16 protein-coding genes are annotated in these 17,716 nt (G+C 70.9%); 11 read left to right on the forward strand and 5 right to left on the reverse strand.

Features of this window, described 5'->3' with window-relative positions; all coding sequences use genetic code 11:
• Positions 1–165: 165 nt before the first annotated feature.
• Complete coding sequence (locus NBZ83_RS06330; protein WP_261564662.1) at positions 166–933, reverse strand: MmyB family transcriptional regulator; 768 nt, start codon at positions 931–933, stop codon at positions 166–168.
• Between the two features lie 88 nt (positions 934–1,021).
• Here NBZ83_RS06330 and NBZ83_RS06335 point away from each other — a divergent pair, with 88 nt between their 5' ends.
• Positions 1,022–2,095 carry an LLM class flavin-dependent oxidoreductase gene (locus NBZ83_RS06335; RefSeq protein ID WP_261564661.1) on the forward strand — a complete coding sequence of 358 codons (1,074 nt, stop codon included), beginning with the start codon at positions 1,022–1,024 and terminating at the stop codon, positions 2,093–2,095.
• Here NBZ83_RS06335 and NBZ83_RS06340 read toward each other — a convergent pair.
• The gene (locus NBZ83_RS06340) at positions 2,000–2,755 is read right to left on the reverse strand and encodes an IclR family transcriptional regulator (RefSeq protein WP_261564659.1); all 756 of its coding nucleotides are present in this window, start codon (positions 2,753–2,755) and stop codon (positions 2,000–2,002) included. The genes NBZ83_RS06335 and NBZ83_RS06340 overlap by 96 nt on opposite strands.
• Positions 2,756–3,003: 248 nt before the next feature.
• Between NBZ83_RS06340 and NBZ83_RS06345 the strand changes: the two genes are divergently transcribed.
• From NBZ83_RS06345 to NBZ83_RS06360, 4 genes are all read left to right on the forward strand, one after another.
• The gene (locus tag NBZ83_RS06345) at positions 3,004–4,380 is read left to right on the forward strand and encodes an FAD-binding oxidoreductase (protein WP_261564658.1); all 1,377 of its coding nucleotides are present in this window, start codon (positions 3,004–3,006) and stop codon (positions 4,378–4,380) included.
• Positions 4,381–4,474: 94 nt separating this feature from the next.
• On the forward strand, positions 4,475–6,652 hold the full coding sequence (locus NBZ83_RS06350; RefSeq protein ID WP_261564657.1) for a malate synthase G: 2,178 nt from the start codon (positions 4,475–4,477) through the stop codon (positions 6,650–6,652).
• Between the two features lie 76 nt (positions 6,653–6,728).
• Positions 6,729–7,877, forward strand: a complete 1,149-nt coding sequence (locus NBZ83_RS06355) for a thiolase family protein (protein WP_261564656.1) — start codon at positions 6,729–6,731, stop codon at positions 7,875–7,877.
• 64 nt (positions 7,878–7,941) lie between these two features.
• Positions 7,942–8,727: an enoyl-CoA hydratase/isomerase family protein gene (locus tag NBZ83_RS06360; protein ID WP_261564654.1), complete on the forward strand. Its 786-nt coding sequence runs from the start codon at positions 7,942–7,944 to the stop codon at positions 8,725–8,727.
• A 100-nt stretch (positions 8,728–8,827) separates the two neighbouring features.
• Here NBZ83_RS06360 and NBZ83_RS06365 read toward each other — a convergent pair whose 3' ends face one another.
• Positions 8,828–9,136 carry a hypothetical protein gene (locus NBZ83_RS06365; protein WP_261574524.1) on the reverse strand — a complete coding sequence of 103 codons (309 nt, stop codon included), beginning with the start codon at positions 9,134–9,136 and terminating at the stop codon, positions 8,828–8,830.
• A gap of 1,056 nt (positions 9,137–10,192) precedes the next feature.
• On the opposite strand from NBZ83_RS06365, the gene NBZ83_RS06370 reads away from it, so the two are divergent.
• Complete coding sequence (locus NBZ83_RS06370; protein ID WP_261564652.1) at positions 10,193–11,290, forward strand: hypothetical protein; 1,098 nt, start codon at positions 10,193–10,195, stop codon at positions 11,288–11,290.
• Between the two features lie 62 nt (positions 11,291–11,352).
• Here the strand turns inward: NBZ83_RS06370 and NBZ83_RS06375 are convergent, their stop codons facing one another.
• Positions 11,353–11,922 carry a TetR/AcrR family transcriptional regulator gene (locus NBZ83_RS06375; RefSeq protein WP_261564651.1) on the reverse strand — a complete coding sequence of 190 codons (570 nt, stop codon included), beginning with the start codon at positions 11,920–11,922 and terminating at the stop codon, positions 11,353–11,355.
• 119 nt (positions 11,923–12,041) lie between these two features.
• Between NBZ83_RS06375 and NBZ83_RS06380 the strand changes: the two genes are divergently transcribed.
• From NBZ83_RS06380 to NBZ83_RS06400, 5 genes are all read left to right on the forward strand, one after another.
• Positions 12,042–13,268, forward strand: a complete 1,227-nt coding sequence (locus NBZ83_RS06380; RefSeq protein ID WP_261564649.1) for a cytochrome P450 — start codon at positions 12,042–12,044, stop codon at positions 13,266–13,268.
• A gap of 171 nt (positions 13,269–13,439) precedes the next feature.
• Positions 13,440–13,883 (forward strand): nuclear transport factor 2 family protein, encoded by a 444-nt coding sequence (locus tag NBZ83_RS06385; RefSeq protein ID WP_261564648.1) that lies wholly within the window; start codon positions 13,440–13,442, stop codon positions 13,881–13,883.
• Complete coding sequence (locus NBZ83_RS06390; RefSeq protein ID WP_261574525.1) at positions 13,880–14,953, forward strand: ResA-like WAxxUGC motif-containing protein; 1,074 nt, start codon at positions 13,880–13,882, stop codon at positions 14,951–14,953. The genes NBZ83_RS06385 and NBZ83_RS06390 overlap by 4 nt, the downstream gene beginning before the upstream one ends.
• The gene (locus NBZ83_RS06395) at positions 14,950–16,311 is read left to right on the forward strand and encodes a phosphotransferase family protein (protein WP_261574526.1); all 1,362 of its coding nucleotides are present in this window, start codon (positions 14,950–14,952) and stop codon (positions 16,309–16,311) included. Before NBZ83_RS06390 ends, NBZ83_RS06395 begins: the two co-directional genes overlap by 4 nt.
• Before the next feature lie 41 nt (positions 16,312–16,352).
• Positions 16,353–17,492, forward strand: a complete 1,140-nt coding sequence (locus NBZ83_RS06400; RefSeq protein ID WP_261564644.1) for a ResA-like WAxxUGC motif-containing protein — start codon at positions 16,353–16,355, stop codon at positions 17,490–17,492.
• Here the strand turns inward: NBZ83_RS06400 and NBZ83_RS06405 are convergent.
• Positions 17,471–17,692, reverse strand: coding sequence for a hypothetical protein (locus NBZ83_RS06405; RefSeq protein ID WP_261564642.1), 222 nt, complete (start codon positions 17,690–17,692; stop codon positions 17,471–17,473). The genes NBZ83_RS06400 and NBZ83_RS06405 overlap by 22 nt on opposite strands.
• Positions 17,693–17,716: the final 24 nt, after the last annotated feature.

Below are 17,716 nucleotides of genomic sequence, written 5' to 3' on the forward strand. Positions count from 1 at the left end.
GGTGAGACGTGGGGTGGGGGTCAGGACCGTCTGAAGGACCGTACCGGCCTGGTTCACCGTTCCGGGTCGTCCGCGCTGCCCGGACCGGGGCCCTCTTTCCCCGGTCCGCCGAAATCAGGCGCCGTGGCAATCGCGACCGCTGGTTGCCGGCCAGCACCCGGTCCGCTACCGAGGTGCCGGACGGCGCAGGAGGGCGGCGGTGGGCTGGTCGGCGGGGAGAAAGGCTTCGAGCTTCAGTTCGGCGACGGTGACGTCGACGGCGGTGGCGAACGTGGTGATCGTGGTGATAAGCCGTAGCTCCCCGTCGGCCGAGCGCAGGCGCAGGGGAACCGCGAAGCCGAGATGATCCGGTCCTAGCGGTTCGTCTGGCACGTACCATCCGAGTTCGGTGTGGAGATCCGCGAGGCGGTCGTCAGGATTGCGCAGGTTCTCGGCGTGAATGCCGTCGAGAATGTGCCGGGACCATTCGGCGAGGTTCACGATGCGCGGCGCCAGGCCGGCAGGATGCAGCGCGAGACGGTAGACGTTGGTGCCGGGCCCGAGCAGTTCCGTCGCCGCACCGTCGGTGAGGAGGACGAACGCGTCGTTGGCGGCGACAAGGTCGCCGTGGCGGTCGACGACGATCGCCGGGTAGGGCAGGTGTCCGGTCAGGATGTGCGTCAGCGCGGCGCGCACCGGGGCCAGCGCCGGGTCGTCCAGGGAGGTCCGCGGGTAGGCGGGGGCGTAGCCCGCGGCGAGCAGCAGCCCGTTTCGCTCCCGTAGCTGCAGGCCGAGGGATTCCGCCAGTCGGACGACCATGGCCCGACCAGGTTCCGACCGGCCGGTCTCCAGAAAGCTGACGTGCCGCTGGGTGGTCCCCGCCAGCTCGGCCAGTTCGAGCTGGCTGAGCCGCCGGCGGAGCCGGCGTTCGCGTAGTGCCTGCGGGAAGTCCACGAGCCTCGTTGTACCGCCCGGGATCGACCGCCGGCCATTCCTTCAAGGGAATTGCCGCCCTTCACCGGCCACCGGCACGATGCGGCGCATGAACGATGACCTCCGCCTCGGCGTGCTCGTCCCGATCGGAAAGGCCCAGTGGGGCGCGGGAACCGACCCACGTGAGCTCATCGATTTCGCGGTCCGGGCCGAGGAACTCGGCTACGACTCGTTGTGGGTCAACGACTCGCTGCTCGGCCCGCGCATCGAGGCGCTGACCATGCTCGCCGCCATGGCACCGGTCACCGGCCGCGTCGCCCTCGGCACGGCGACGCTCCTGCCGGTACTTCGCCGGCCCGTGCAGGCGGCGCAGACCCTCGCCTCCCTCGACCTGCTGTCCGGCGGGCGGCTGACCGTGGCCGTGGGCGCGGCCTTTCCCGGCCGTTTCGGCCGGCCTTTGCACGAGCTGTCCCAGGTTCCCTGGGCCGACCGGTTCACCCGGCTCGACGAGACCGTCGCCCTGTGGCGCCGGCTGTGGACCACCGATGGCCCGACCTCCTTCCACGGCGACCTCCTGCACTTTGACGGGATCCCACCGACCACGGCGCCCAGCCAGGCCGGTGGCCCACCGATCTGGCTCGGCGGCGCCGCCCCCGCCGCGCTCACCCGCACCGGTCGCCGCTACGACGGGTGGCTGCCCTACCCACCCGACCCGGCGGACTACCGGACCGGTCTGGCCCAGGTACAGCGGGCAGCCGCCGACGCGGGCCGCGCACCGGACACGATCACGCCCGCTCTGTTCGTGTCGGTGCTGATCGCCAACACCGTGGAGAGCGGACGCGACGCCCTGGCGGCCTACAGTCGGGCGAACTACGGACTCGCGCTGCGGGACCTCGAAGCCATCCAGGCTGTGACCACCGGGCCGCCGGCGCAGGTGGCCGCGCATCTGGCGGGCTACATCGCCGCCGGAGCACGCCACCTCGTCTGCCGGATCGGCACCGTTGACCTCGGATCCGCGCGGGACCAGCTCGAACGTCTCGCCGAAGTCCTCCCGGGCCTGCGCGGGCCTTCCGGCGGGTCAGGTGGGTCAGGTGAGGGCCGTGACGAGGGCGGCGCAGGCGCGGACGAGGGCCGGCGCCGCGCGGCCGGTGAGGTCGTCGCTCATGCGAACGGCGGGGCCTGACACGGACAGCGCCATCGGCGACATGCCGGGCACGGACACCGGCATCGCGACGCAGCGCACCCCGACCTCCATCTCGCCCTCGTCGAGGGCGTATCCGCGGGCCCGGATGCCGGCCAGCTCGTCGAGCAGCGCGTCTACCTCGACGATGGTCGTGGCGGTATGGGTGGACAGCGTCGAGCGCCTGAGGATCGCGCGGGCCTCGTCGTCGCCGAGCGTGGACAGCAGTGCCTTGCCGACGCCGGTGCAGTACAGGGGGACCCGCCGGCCCACCTCGGTGAAGGTGCGCATCGAGTACACCCCGGGGGCCTGGGCGACGTACTCGGCGCGCTCGCCGGCCAGGACCGCGAGATTGGCCGACTCGCCGAGCCCGTCGGCGAGTTCGCGCAGGACCGGGGCGGCCCGCTCGCCGAGCAGCGCGTTCGCGCCGGCGCCCAGCGGAACCAGCCGGGAACCGAGGCAGTACCGGCGGTCGGGGAGCTGGCGTAGGTAGCCGCGAGCGGTGAGGGTCTGGACCAGCCGGTGGATGGTCGGCAGCGGCAGACCGGTCGCCGCGGCCATCGCGCTGATCGAACAGCCGCCGCCCGCTGCCTCGACGACCTCGAGGATGTCCAGGGCACGCTGGACCGACTGCACCCCCGCCGCGCGCTGCTCGACCGGCATCCCCGCGCACCTCTCTCACCTTGGGCCGGACATTCTCCCTTGGGCCGGACATCGGCCCTGAGCACGGGGCGCGCCCGGCCGGCTCCCCCGCCTGGTCCCCGGCGTTCACCTTGACCGAGGGCGCCGTCGCGCCCTACGTTCGTATCACGATACAGATTTCTTTTTCCGCATGGTGGAAGCTGGCAGAGTGGAAGCCGGCGTCCTGGAAGCGATGTCGTGCGGACCCTCCCCTGGAAAGGCTGGCCGCTGTGACCGTGGAGGACGTCACCATCGCCGAGCTGGTCGACGCACTGCCCGCCGGGGTGGTCGTCACCGATCCGGACCTGCTCGACAAGTACCGCCGTGACCGCGCGGCGGACCCGCTCGCGGGGCAGCCCCTCGCGGCGGTGCGCGCCGAGTCGACCGAGCACGTCCAGATCGCCGTCCGGTGGGCGGCGCGGCACCGCGTCGCGGTGGTGCCGCGAGGGGCGGGCACCGGGCTGTCCGGCGGCTCCACCGCCGTCACCGGAGGCATCGTGCTGTCGACGGAGCGGATGCGCGCGATCCACGTCGACCCGCTCACCCGGATGGCCGTCGTGCAGCCGGGTCTACTCAACGCCGAGGTCAAGGCGGCGGCCGCAGCCCACGGGCTGTGGTATCCGCCGGACCCGTCGTCGTTCGAGATCTGTTCCATCGGGGGCAACGTCGCGACGAACGCGGGCGGCCTGTGCTGCGTGAAGTACGGCGTCACGACCGACTACGTGCTCGGGCTGGAGGTCGTGCTCGCCGACGGGCGGGCCGTGCGCCTCGGCGGCCCGCGGCTCAAGGACGTCGCCGGGCTGTCGCTGACCAAGCTGTTCGTCGGCAGCGAGGGGACGCTCGGCATCGTCACCGAAGCCACCCTGCGGCTCATCCCGGCCCAGCCCCCGTCGAGCACGCTGGTCGCCACCTTCCCCACCACCGAGGCCGCCACCGCGGCCATCCTGGCGATCACGTCGGCCATCCGGCCCGCGATGCTGGAGTTCATGGACCAGACGTCGATCAACGCCGTCGAGGACGTCCTGCGCATGGGGCTCGACCGCGACGCGGCCGCGCTGCTCGTGGCCCGTTCCGACAGCCAGCACCTCGCCGCCGAGCGCGAGATGAAGATCATGCTCGACGCCTGCGTGGCCAGCGGCGCCACCGAAACGCTGGTCACCGACGACCCGGACGAGGGCGAGGCGTTCGTCGCGGCGCGCCGCGCGGCCATCCCCGCGGTGGAACGGCACGGTGCTCTGCTGCTCGAGGATGTCGGCGTGCCGCTGCCGCGGCTGCCGGAACTCGTCCAGGGCATCGAGACGATCGCGGCCGACCGTGCCCTGACGATCGCCCTGATCGCGCACGCCGGCGACGGCAACACCCATCCGCTCATCGTCTTCGACCCGGCCGACGCGGACATGGCCCAGCGGGCCGAGCTCGCTTTCGGCGAGGTGATGGACCTTGCCATCAAGCTCGACGGCACGATCACCGGCGAGCACGGCGTCGGCCGGCTCAAGAAGGCCTGGCTACCCGACCAGCTTGGTCCGGAGGTGATGGAGCTGTCCCTGCGCATCAAGCGGGCGCTCGACCCCCTGGGCATCCTCAACCCCGGGGCGGTCTTCCCCTGACGGCGGATTCCCTGACGGCGGATTCCCCTGACGGCAGGCCCCGCACATGTCGACCACGCCGCTCGGCAACGCGACCACACGACAAGGACTGACGATGACCGAACGGATCCAGATCGGTGCCCTTCAGGTGGCGGTGAGCCTGCACGAGTTCGTGCAGAACGCCGCCCTGCCCGGCTCGGGAGTCGAGCCCGCGGCCTTCTGGAGCGGCGTCGAGGAGATCGTCACCGCGCTCACGCCCGTCAACCGGGCCCTGCTCGCCGAGCGCGACGAGCTGCAGCGGCAGATCGACGGCTGGCACCGTGCCCGCGCCGGCTCCCCGCACGACGCGGACGCCTACTACGACTTCCTCGTCGAGATCGGCTACCTGCGGCCGGAGCCGGAGCCGTTCCAGCTCTCGACCGAGAACGTCGACGACGAGATCGCGCTGACCGCCGGTCCGCAGCTCGTCGTGCCGGTTCTCAACGCCCGGTACGCCCTCAACGCGGCGAACGCCCGCTGGGGCTCGCTGTACGACGCCCTCTACGGCACCGACGCCATCGCCGAGGACGACGGCGCGCACCGCGACGGGCCCTACAACCCGGTCCGCGGCGCGAAGGTCATCGCCTACGCACGGGCGCTGCTCGACAAGATCGCGCCGCTGCGCGAGGGCGGTCACGGCGACGCGACGTACTACGCCGTCGCCGACGGCGCCCTGGTCGTCACGCTGGCCGACGGCACGAAGACCGGCCTGGCCGACCCCTCGGCGCTGCGCGGGTACACCGGCGAGGCGGCGTCGCCCAGCGGGATTCTGCTGGGCCACCACGGCCTACACGCGGAGATCCTCGTCGATCGCGCGGGAGCCATCGGCGCCGGCGACCCCGCCGGGGTGCAGGACGTCGTCCTCGAGTCCGCGCTCACCACAATCGTCGACTTCGAGGACTCCATCACCGCCGTCGACGCCGAGGACAAGGTGGCGGCCTACGCCAACTGGCTGGCGTTGAACCAGGGCACCCTGACCGCGACGGTGACCAAGGGCGGGTCGTCGTTCGACCGGGCGTTGGCCGCGGACCGGACGTTCACCGCGCCCGGCGGCGGGCAGGTCGTGCTGCCGGGCCGGGCGCTGCTGCTGGTCCGCAACGTCGGGCATCTGATGACCACCGACGCGATCCTCGACGCCGACGGCGCGGAGGTGTTCGAGGGCATCCTCGACGCGATCATCACCTCCCTGGCGGCGCTGCCGGGTCTGCGCGCGGACGCGGCCCGGCGCAACAGCCGCACCGGCTCGATCTACATCGTCAAGCCGAAGATGCACGGCCCGGCCGAGGCGGCCCTCACCGTCGACCTGTTCGCCCGCGTCGAGAAGCTGCTCGGCCTGCCGGCCGACACCCTCAAGATCGGAATCATGGACGAGGAGCGCCGCACCACGGTGAACCTCGCCGCATCGATCGAGGCGGCCCGCCGACGGGTGGTGTTCATCAACACCGGCTTCCTGGACCGCTCCGGCGACGAGATCCACACCTCCTTCGAGGCCGGGCCGATGGTGCGCAAGGCCGACATGAAGACGCAGACCTGGATCACCACCTACGAGAACAACAACGTCGACCAGGGGCTGGCGGCCGGTCTGTCGGGCCGCGCCCAGATCGGCAAGGGCATGTGGGCGATGCCCGACCTGATGGCCGACATGCTGACCCAGAAGATCGGCCAGCTCCAGGCCGGCGCGACGACGGCCTGGGTGCCCTCACCCACCGCGGCGACCCTGCACGCGCTGCACTACCACCAGGTCGACGTCTTCGCCCGCCAGCGCGAGCTCGCCGACCGGCCCCGCGCGGACCTGCGCGACATCCTGCGGATCCCGCTCGGCGACCCGGCCGCGTGGAGCGCCGAGGACCGACAGCAGGAGATCGACAACAACGCGCAGTCGATCCTCGGCTACGTCGTGCGCTGGATCGACCAGGGCATCGGCTGCTCGAAGGTGCCCGACATCCACGACGTCGCGCTGATGGAGGACCGCGCCACCCTGCGGATCTCCAGCCAGCTCATGGCGAACTGGCTGCGCCACGGCGTCGTCACCCCCGAGCAGGTGCACGCCAGCCTGCAGCGGATGGCCGCCATCGTCGACAAGCAGAACGCCGACGATCCGGCCTACCGGCCGATGGCCCCGGACTTCGACGGCGTCGCCTTCCGCTGCGCCACCAGCCTCATCTTCGACGGCGCCCGCCAGCCCAACGGCTACACCGAGCCGATCCTGCACGCCCATCGCCGGGAGGCGAAGGCGCTGGCCGCCGGTCTGTGACACAAGCCGATCGGTGGCCTAGGTCGGTAATGCGAAAACGACGACAAACGACGACTCCGGGCAAGGTGGTGTGATCATGCGTGACGCAGTGATCGTCGAAGCGGTGCGGACGCCGGTGGGCAAGCGGAACGGAGCGCTGGCCGGGGTCCATCCCGGCGACCTGTCCGCGCACGTCCTGACGGAGCTCGCCGCCCGCAGTGGGATCGACCCCGGCCTGGTCGACGACGTCGTCTGGGGCGTTGTCTCCCAGGTCGGCGAGCAGGCCCTCGACGTGGCCCGGACCGCAGTGATCACCGCCGGTTGGCCGGAGCACGTCCCCGGGACGACCGTCGACCGGCAGTGCGGCTCGTCGCAGCAGGCGGTCCACTTCGCCGCCGCCGGGGTCATCGCCGGGCAGTACGACCTGGTCGTGGCGGGCGGCGTCGAGTCGATGACCCGGGTGCCGATGGGTTCCGCGGTCGGCGACGCCAAGCCGCATCCGGCCAGGTTCATCGAGTACTGCGGCGGGGTGCGCCCCAACCAGGGGGTCGGCGCCGAGATGATCGCCGAGAAGTGGGGCTTCTCGCGGACCCACTGCGACGAGTTCTCCCTCGCCAGCCATGAGCGGGCGGCGGCGGCCCAGGACGCCGGCCGGTTCGAGGCGCAGATCGCCCCGATCGACCTGCCGGGCGGCGGCGTGTTCGGCGCCGACGAAGGCATCCGCCGCGGCGGCACCCTCGAGTCCCTCGGCAAGCTGAAGACCGTGTTCCGCCCGGACGGCGGCGTCGTCACCGCCGGCAACGCCTCGCAGATCTCCGACGGTTCCGCCGCCCTGCTCCTGACGACGAGCGAGCGGGCGGCCGAGCTCGGCCTCGCCCCGATCGCCCGCGTGCACACCGCGGTCGTCGTCGGCTCCGACCCCGTCATGATGCTCACCGGTCCCATCCCGGCCACCCACAAGGCGCTGGCGCGCAGCGGCCTGTCCCTCGGCGACATCGGCGCGTTCGAGATCAACGAGGCGTTCGCGCCGGTGCCCCTGGCGTGGCTGGCCGAGTTCGGCGCCGACCCCGCGACGGTCAACCCCAACGGCGGCGCGATCGCGCTCGGCCACCCCCTCGGCGGCTCGGGCGCGCGGATCATGACCACGCTCGTCCACCACATGCAGGACAACGGCATCCGGTACGGCCTGCAGACCATGTGCGAGGGCGGCGGTCAGGCCAACGCCACCATCCTGGAGCTGCTCTGACTCCGCGGGTGCCGCGACCAGCCCGGCTCGTCCCTTCCCATCCTCACGAAGTGGAACCTTCTCAGTGGTAGACGACGCCCACGACCTGCTGCGCTACGAGTCGGTCGGCCCGATCCGGGTCATCACGCTGAACGACCCCGACAAGCTCAACCCGATGACCGACGCGCTGCACGAGGCACTCACCGACGTGTGGGTGAAGGTCATGCGTGACCGCGAGGTCCGCGCCGTCGTGCTCACCGGCGCCGGGCGCGCCTTCTCCGCCGGCGGCGACATCCCGGGCTTCCTGGCCTGCGTCGAGGACCTCGACCACCGCCGGTCCAACATGCGCACCGCCCGGCTGCTCGTCGATCACATCCTCGGCTGCCACGTGCCGGTGATCGCCGCGGTGAACGGTCCGGCGGTCGGCCTCGGCTGCAGCATCGCGGTCTCCTGCGACATCGTGCTGATGTCGGAGAAGGCCTACCTGGCCGACACCCACGTCAACGTCGGGCTCGTCGCCGGCGACGGCGGCGTGGTGACCTGGCCGTTCATGATGAGCCTGCTCAAGGCCAAGGAGTACCTGTTCACCGGCGAGCGGATCCCGGCCGCCACCGCCGTCGAGCTGGGCCTGGCCAACCGGGTCGTGGCGCACGAGAAGCTGCTCGACGAGGCGATGGCCCTGGCGGAGAAGCTGGCCGGGCAGCCGGCCCAGGCGCTGCAGGAGACCAAGCGCTCCCTCAACCTGCACCTGCAGCACGCCGCCCTGAAGGTGCTGCCCTACGCCCTGTCGACCGAGAGTGAATCCTTCTCCTCGCCCGAGGTCGCCGAGCGGGCCCGCGCCTTCGCGGCCCGCTCCAGCAGCAAGGGCTGATCCAGCCGAATCCCGGCGGGCGGGTTCGCGTAGACGGCTGCGGCCAGCGCGGGAACCCGTCCGTCCGGGTGCGGCGGGATCGCCGTGCGGCGGGATCGCCTCAGCGATCCATCCAGTGCAGGGACGGGTCGCGGCGGCGTTCCCGCTCGGCGCGCAGCTCGGCGCGTCCCTCCCTCGACGCCAGCTTCCGGAAGTAGAAGCCGAGCATCACGAAAGCCCACACCAGCATGCCGCCGGCCCAGAGAATTCCGGCGACGGCCAGCCCGGCGTCGGCGCTGCCGAAGATGAGACCGATCAGGGCCCCGGCGATGACGATCGGCAGGGCGATCAGAGCCATCAGGCCCCGAGCGTCGTAGCCGTTGCGCGGGTCGAGCTGCCGCTTCGCCCACCGTCCCAGGCCGGTGTCCACCATCGATCCTCCCATCACGTCCACGGACTCGAATGGGGAATCTCTACCCGGATCATCGCCGTCAAGACCACGTGACGGCCGGCCACGGAGGAATCGAGAATCGGGCCGTGGGCCCGGACCCGTAGTGGCAGCATTTCGGCCGGGTTCTCAGCGCGGCGGCCACATTCCCGGTCCGGGCCTTTTCGCCAGGGCGCGTACGAGGTTGTGATCAGGGCGGTTCGTGTGAGCTCCTTGATCCAGGTATTGGGGCTGGGGGGCTCGACGCGGGCCGGGGATCCGCCCGCACGCGTGGCCCGGTTCCGCGGAACACCATGATCGTGTCAAGCCGTCGCGGTGGCGGACTGTGGCGCGCGTGCCCCTAGGACGCCAGCGAGACGCCGACGCGGTCTTCCTGGGAACGGCACTCCCTGTCTCTTTCACAGGGATAAATCGGACACCGAACCCTGTGGAAGAGACAGGAAGCCGCTCTCCCACGCACCCACCCCGCTCGCAACAGCCGAGACAAGGCCCGCGCCGGAATCCAGACACCCGGCGCGTGTTCCGCGGAACACCATGATCGCCTGGGCTGGGGCTGGGGACGGCGAGTTACGGGGCTTCTCGGCCGGAGGCGAACCTAGCCCGCGATGCGCCCGCGCACTCCATCGACGCCGTCTACCCGAGTTCTGCCAGCACCGCTGGCCTCACGGTGAGTGCCGATACCGCGTGGGTCCAGGTGAACGGCGCAAGTTATCACATCGAACTCCGCCAACCTTGCCGCCTCCGCTGCCCGATACCCGGGTACTGTCGATCACTAGCCGGTACCATGCAACACGCGCGGGCTTGTCTCGCGGCTGGGTGTACAGGAGGTCCGGCGCATGGAGTTGCCCACGGCTGGGCGTGTGCGACCAGAGACGCTGTCCAGCGCGTCTGCTCACCGCCTGGTGTCCGGATGATGCAGGCCGGCTAGGACTTGGTGCAGAACAGCGTCCTCTTCTCCGCGGCAGATCTTTGTTTGAGGCTGGCCTGCAGGCCGGCCTGACAATACTGTCTTTCAGGACCCCCGGAACTTCGTCGTTCGTGGCGGCCCTCACCACCGTAGAGAACCAGGGTATCCTCGGGCTGATGCCGCACGAGGTGAACCGGCGGGCGGCTCGACGATTTGATCAGGCTGCCGGTAGCGGAGGTTTCCGCTACACGACCTGGCCGACCAGCCGACTGCTCGCCCAAAGCTATGAAGAGCGGCTTGCAAGCATTCTGGAGCCGGACGATCTACCGCTGTCCACCCTCAACCTGGACGACCCCGACCAAGCCCGGTTACAGACGGTCTGGCAGGAAGCGCGGCCATGGCGACACGACGCTTTCGAGGAGGCAGTCCGATCCAGCCCCGGTGGCCTTCGACGCGGCGCCTTCATGAGCGCCATCGGGCGCTCCCTCGGCCTGGCCGGGCCCCTGCACGATATCCGGGAAATCTTCCTGGCGGCCGCACAGTCCGGCTATTCTGGTGCCAAGCTGGAGGCGCTCCACGGGGTGTGTAGACTGATGAATGACTGCTATCTTTACAATCTCGCCAGCGAACATCAGAATGATATAAACTTCCCAGAGTTCGACACCTGGGCACAACTGGTTCTCGGAGCGCCGGGAGCCGAACCGCTGGAACCCGCCCGAGGTCATCAATGGCCGACTTTTGAACATGCTGTCAACATGCCCTCTCCGGACGCACCGATGACACTAGATCCCACCGAATTATTGGCGGTTCGGTCAGACGTCTACCTGGACTGCGACGCGGCGCTGAGCGAGTGGCAGAGCAGTCCTGGCCAGAACGACGAGGATCACCTGCGTTCGGCGCTCGACGCTTATGCAGGAGCCATTCGATCGAGATGCCGGGCGTCCACCGCACAAAGAATGACCGTCACCTACGGCTCGGCGGCGATCCGGCAGGGGAAGTTGGGCGTCGCCGCGCTGGCCGCGGCGGCCAGCGCGGCCGCATCAGCCCTCGAGCTGGAGGTGGAGAGCCTGACTGCGCGCGTCCTGGCACTGGCGGGAGCAGGTGTGGCCGCGCTGATTGCAGTGGGAGAGTCGGGATATTCCCTCTACCCCCAGGTATCAACAGAAGGAAACTATTTCGATCTACCCATCAAGCTCCGCGCGAACCCCGAGGCGAGCACACCGACCTAAAGATACCCGGGCGTCGCGCTGCACAATGAGGTAGTCGCAGACACATTCCAGAGATCCGCACCCTAGGACGGGGGGCCGAGGGCGGCGTCGACGATGCGGTCGGCGAAGGCGCGGTCGACGGGTGCGCGTTGCATTGTCACCCGGAAGATCAGTGGGCCGAGGATCTGGGCGAGCAGTTCGTCGTTGTTGCGCTCCGCCACCGTCTCGCCGGCGGCGACCGCCCGGTCGATCGCGCCGCGTAGCAGCGACGAGATGCGCCGCAGGAGATCGTCCCGGAGGTCGGCCACGGCCGGGTTCTGGTCGGCGGTGGCGATGACGGTGGTGAGGAACTGCCGCGCGACCGGCTGCGCGAGATCGACCGCGGACCGGATCAGCTCGCGGCTGAGCCACTCCCGCAGGGGTCCCTCGCCGGCGCGCAGCAGCGGCTGCTCGGTGATCATCAGTGCCTCGGTGATCAAATCGACCGGGCGCGGCCAGTGCCGGTAGATCGTTGCCCGGCCCACCTCGGCCCGCTGCGCCACGCGCTGGTGCGTCAGCGCCGCGGGGCCCTCCTCCTCGAACAGCGACCGCACGGCCTCGCGCACCGCGGCGCGGGTGCGGGCGATCCGGGCGTCCTCGGCCGTCGTCTCCACGAGTCGAAATTCTATGAGACACCTTGACTCACAAAAGAGTTATGAGGCACTCTGCCTCACATGCCCGGCATGAGTCGTGGGTCACACGGCGCGCCGGTGGACGAGTCGAGGAGACGGCGATGACCGACGAGCAAAGCGGCGGGAAACTCACGATCCACGATCTTCCGATCGCACGGGATCGGGACGCGGCCTGGCGCCAGATGCGCGAGTACGGCCGCACGGTGCAACTCGACGGCGGCGTCGCGGCAACCGATGTCGAGACCGTCGAGACCGTGTTACGGCAGCCCTCGGTCTTCTCGTCGAAGAAGGCGTTCGACGTCCTCGGCAGCCCGCTGCCGCTCGTGCCCATCGCGTTCGACCCGCCCGACCAGACCCGTTACCGGCGCATTCTCCAGCCGTTCTTCAGCCCGCGGGCCATCCGACCGTTGGAGGATGAGCTACGCCGGCAGATCATCGAGATCATCGAGCCGTTGGTACAACGCGGGTCCTGCGAATACGTCGCCGAGGTGGCGGGAATCTTCCCGGTCCAGGTGTTCCTCACCCTGTTCGGGTTGCCGCTGGAGATGCGCGACCAGTTCATCGAATGGAAGGACGCCATCCTCGGGCTCAGCGACCCCTCCGGCAACACCGCCCTGGACGAGGCCACGACCGAGGCCGCCATGGCCACGGCGCTGGGGCTGTTCAGCTACCTGGCCGACCTGGTCCCGGCGCGCCGCGGGGTCGCGGGCGACGACGTCCTGAGCCAGCTTCTCTGCCTGGAGGGCGACGAGGCCCTCACGGACGAGGAGGCCATCGGCCTGTGCTTCCTGTTCGTCCTGGCGGGTCTGGACACCGTGGTCGACGCGCTCGGGTTCGGCATGGACCGGCTGATCCGCAACCCGGACCGGCGCCGCGAGATCGTCGACGATCCCACACTCATCCCGGCCGCGATCGAGGAGCTCCTGCGTCTCGACCCGCCGGCGCCGTTCGTGCCGCGGGTGACCACCGAAGAGACCGTGCTGGACGGGCGGACGCTGCCCGCGGACACCCGGGTCACCACCAACCTCGCCGCCGCCAACCGGGACGAGCTGCGCCACCCCGACCCCTACACGGTGAACTTCCACCGCGGCGACAACCCGCATCTGAGCTTCGGCGCCGGGGTGCACCGCTGCCTGGGCTCGCACCTGGCGCGGTTGGAGATGCGACTGGTGTTCGAGGAGTGGCACCGGCTGATCCCCGACTACGACCTCGCCCCTGGTGCGTCGCCGCAGGTGAAGTGGCCGCGCGGCACGCTCGGGTTGGACGCCCTGCCGCTGGTCTTCCCCCTGTCGGCGGCGTCGGCCGAGTCGGGGGAACAGGCGTCATGAGATAGGCAGTTGAGTTCATTTATCAACCTGTTCCTTGCGGCCTGTCGGGGGTCGTGGTTATGGTTTCGCGCGGGCCTGCCCGGAGGATCCCGCTGCCCCCGGACACCTGGCGTGAGGCCCTGCAGGAACCGACCCAGCGGGCCGACCCGACCCTGAGGAGGGCTCCCCGCCATGGGCACACGGCAGGAAGCACCCGTCCGCGAACTTCTGCGCCTGTTCGACGAAGGCGACTTCGTCGGCAACATGGACCGGTTACTGGCCCAGTTCACCGAGGACGCGACGTACCAGATGAGCGTGCCCGGCCGGGAGGCGCTGCGCGGCCGGGAGCTCATCGCCACCGAGCTCGCCCGGCAGGCCGGCGACTACTCCGACTGCGTCTGCGAGATCCTCACCGTGGTCAGCGACGACCGGCACGTCGTCACCGAACGGATCGACCATGTGACGATGCTGCACGACGGGACGCGGGTGTCGAACCCGCTGCTCGCCATCTTCGAGGTCAACGACGACGGCCGCATCGTCGCGTGGCGCGAGTACTGGGACGCCCTGTCGCTGTCGCACCGGATGGGCGTCGACCCGGGGACCATGCTGGGCCTGATGGGTCTGGAGACGGCGTGATCCTCGACGATCTCACCGTGGACCCCGCCGGCTTCCAGACCGGCACCGGCTGGGCCATCAAGGCGCAGGGCGCCTGCAAGGGCGACGTGTGCGTGCCCTTACCGGATTCCGTGCGCCGCCCCGACGGCCGGCTCGATGTCACCGGGCTCGCCGAACGCCTCGGCATGGGCCTGGTCGGCGACGAGGCGCACGGCGTGTGGGCGCTGGGCCCGGAGTCCGCGGTCACCGGCCGGGCGCTGACCACCGCGCAGGCGCCGCCACTCGAACTGCCCCGCCTCGACGGGACGTTGTTCCGGCTGGACAGCCTGCGCGGGCAGAAGGTCGTGCTCGTCGCCTGGGCCTCCTGGTGCGGCTGCCGGGAGGACCTGCGGCTGTGGAGCGCGCTGCGCGAACAGCTGCACCCACTGGGCCTGGAGGTCGTCACGGTCGCGCTGGACACCGGCGGGCCGGACGCCGCCTGGCCCTGGATCGAGAAGGCCGGGCCGAACCATCCCGCGCTCATCGACGCCCGGCACGAGCTGGGAGCGAAGTTCGGCGTCGTCAACGTGCCGAACGGGCTGTGGATCGACGAGGACGGCGTCCTCGTCCGCCCGGCGGAACCGGCGTGGATCGAGGACCCGCACGCCAGCTCCGAGACCGCCGCGCAGTCGCTCGACGAGCTGCCCGCCGACCACCGCGACGTCCGCGCCGAGATCGGGAAGATGACCATCGACCCGGCGGTGTACCCGGCGATGATCCGGGACTGGGTCGCGAACGGCCGCGCCAGCCGGTACGCCCTCGAACCGCACGAGGTGCTCGAACGCGCCAGCCCGCGCGACGGCGCCGTCAGTCGGGCCGCCGCCCGCTTCGAACTCGGCGAGTACGTCCACCGCGCCGGCGACCACACCGCCGCCGTCGCCCACTGGCGCGAGGCGCACCGCCTGCAACCCGACAACTGGACGTACAAGCGCCAGGCCTGGAACCTCGCCGACCCCGAATCGGTGCGCACGATCGACGCGTACGGCACCGGCTGGCTCGACGACGTCCGGGCCCTCGGCGCCGAGAACTACTACCCCGCGATCCAGCCGTGACCGGGGGGGAGGCAGCCGCCCGCACCGCGGAGGAGGACCGCCTCGTCGCCCGGGTCGAGGAGCTGATCGGGGGCCGGGTCACCGCGATCGAGCGCCAGCCGCGCTGGCGCAAGGCCTGGTACCTCACCGTCGACCGGGACGGAACCCGGATCCCGCTCTACGTCCGCGGGGACAAGCAGATCGACGCCGAGCCCTACCCGGGACTGGACCGCGAGGCCGCGATCCTGCGGATCCTGGAACGCAACGGCGTCCCGGTCCCCCACGTCCACGGCATGAGCAGCGATCCGATCGGCATCATCATGGACCGGGTGCCCGGGACCCGCGACGTCGCCGAGGCGGCGGACGACGACGAACGCCGCGGCATCGCCGAGCAGTACATGGAGATCCTCGCCCGGATGCACGGCATCGACGTGGCCGAGTTCGCCGCCGCCGGCATCGAGGTGCCGACCACACCCGCGGGGGCGCAGCTCGCGTTCGTCGACGCCAACGAGCGGCTGTACCGGCGGACGAAGAAGGCTCCCGAACCGCTCGTCGAGTGGGCGCTGCGCTGGGCGCGGCGCCGGCTGCCCACCGCCGGCAACCGGGCCCGGTTCATCCACGGCGACACCGGCCAGTTCCTGTTCGTCGACGGCCGGATCACCTGCGTCTACGACTTCGAGGCCTCGCACGTCGGCGACCCGCTGTCCGATCTGGCCGGGCTGCGCACCCGGGCCGGCACCGAGCCGCTCGGCGCCGACATCGAGCACATGATCCGCCACTACCAGCGGGTGGCCGGCACGACCGTCGACCCCTCGGCGCTGTCGTTCTACACGGCCACGTACATGCTCACCGCGGTGATGGCGCTCAGCGGGCCGCTGACCGAGCTGCGCCCCGCCGATCAGCAGGCCGAGTACCTGACCTGGGATCTGATGGTGCGCCGGGCGATGCTGTGGGCGATCGCCGAGGTCGAGGGCATCAAGATCGAGCCCGCGCCGCCGGTGACCCTCCCGACGGGCTATCCCGCCCGCGTCACCACGGTGCTCGCGGGCACCGTGCGGCGGATGGTGCCGGCGACACCGGTCGACGAGGCCAACCAGAGCGCGGCGCTCGCCCTGGCCCAGTGGGCGGCCGCGATGGTCGCCGTGGGGGCGGCGAACGTCGAGCGCGACCTCGACCGGGCCGCCGTCCTGCTCGGCCACCGCCCCACCGACCAGGCCGCCGCCGACGCCGAGCTGGAACGGTTCGTGCTGGCCGCCGGTCCCGAGCACGACGTCGCCCTGCTGGAGTACTTCGCCGCCCAGACCGAGGCGCGGGTCGCCGAGGCCGTCCCGATGCGGCAGCGGCTCGAGCAGTACGCGCTGCCGAAGGTCGTCCTCTGAGGCGAGCACACCCACGCCAACGCTGATCCGAGGAGCAACGCATGCTCGTGAGCACGGACACCGTGGACCCGGCGGTCTTCGCCGCGGGAACCGGCTGGTCGATCAAGCCGCAGGGCGCCTGCAAGGGCGAACACTGCGTACCGCTGCCGGCCGAGGCCCGGGACGCCGCCGGCGACATCGTCGTCGAGGTGGTCGCCGGCCGGCTCGGGATGCCGCTCGTCGTCGACGCGGAGCACGGGCTGACGGCGGTGGGCCCCGAGGCCGCCGTCACCGGGCGGATGCTGTCCACCGCCGAGGCGCCGGAGCTGACGCTGCCGACGTTCAACGGCGAGACGTTCCAGCTCTCGCGGCTGCGCGGGACGAAGGTGCTGCTCGTCGCCTGGGCATCCTGGTGCGGCTGCGCCCACGACCTGCCGCTGTGGGCCGAGCTGCGGGAGCGGCTGCGCGGGAACAACCTGGAGATCGTCACGGTGGCGATGGACGTCGCGGGCCCCGAGGCCGGGCGGCAGTTCGTGGAGCGGGCGGCGCCGCGGCACCCGGCGGCGATCGACGCCGAGCACAGCCTCGGCCGGCTGTTCGGCGTCGTCAACGTGCCGAGCGGGGTGTGGATCGACGAGGCGGGGATGATCGTGCGCCCGGCCGAGCCGGCCTTCCCCGGCCGGGTCGTCATCTTCGACGAGTTACGCAAGGCCGACCTGGCACGCGAGGCCACCGCGAGCGCCGGCACCCTCGACCGGATGCGCGAGGTGCTGCGCAGCGACGACGGGCTGTCCGACTCGACCGTCTCCCTGGTCGAGATGACCCGGGTCATCGCCGACCACGCCGAACCGGAGCTGTATCTGCGGATGCTGCTCGACTGGGCGGACAAGGGCGCGGGCAGCGAGTATGTCCTGGCGCCGGCCGAGGTCGTCGCACGCTCCGCCCCCCGCCCGCCCGACGTCGCGACGGCCGCCGCCCACTTCGAGCTCGGCCAGCACCTCGAACGCGCCGGCGACCACCCCGCCGCCGTGGCGCACTGGCGGCGGGCGCACGAGCTGCAGCCGCTGAACTGGACCTACAAGCGCCAGGCCTGGCGCTTCGAGTACGGCCCCGACGGCCAGCCGGACCGCTACGACAGCTCGATGGAACACGATCTACGCGCCGTCGGCCCGGAAAACTACTACCCGAGGCTGCTGCCCTGACCGACCCCGAAGGGGCGGGGTGCATAGATGCGGTAGGCCACCTTGGCGTAGACGACGCCGACCATGAATCCGCCGGCTGCGTAACCGTCGGTGCCGGAGTCGAGCCAGTCACCCACCCAGCCACCGACGATTCCCGTCACGAACGGCGCGGAACCGGCGAGTACGAGAAACAGTGCGAATCGCCACCATGGCTGTTTCATCCCGCAATCGTTCCATGACGGACG

It is taken from the genome of Frankia gtarii (assembly GCF_025403375.1).
In the GTDB taxonomy this organism is placed as follows: domain Bacteria; phylum Actinomycetota; class Actinomycetes; order Frankiales; family Frankiaceae; genus Frankia; species Frankia gtarii.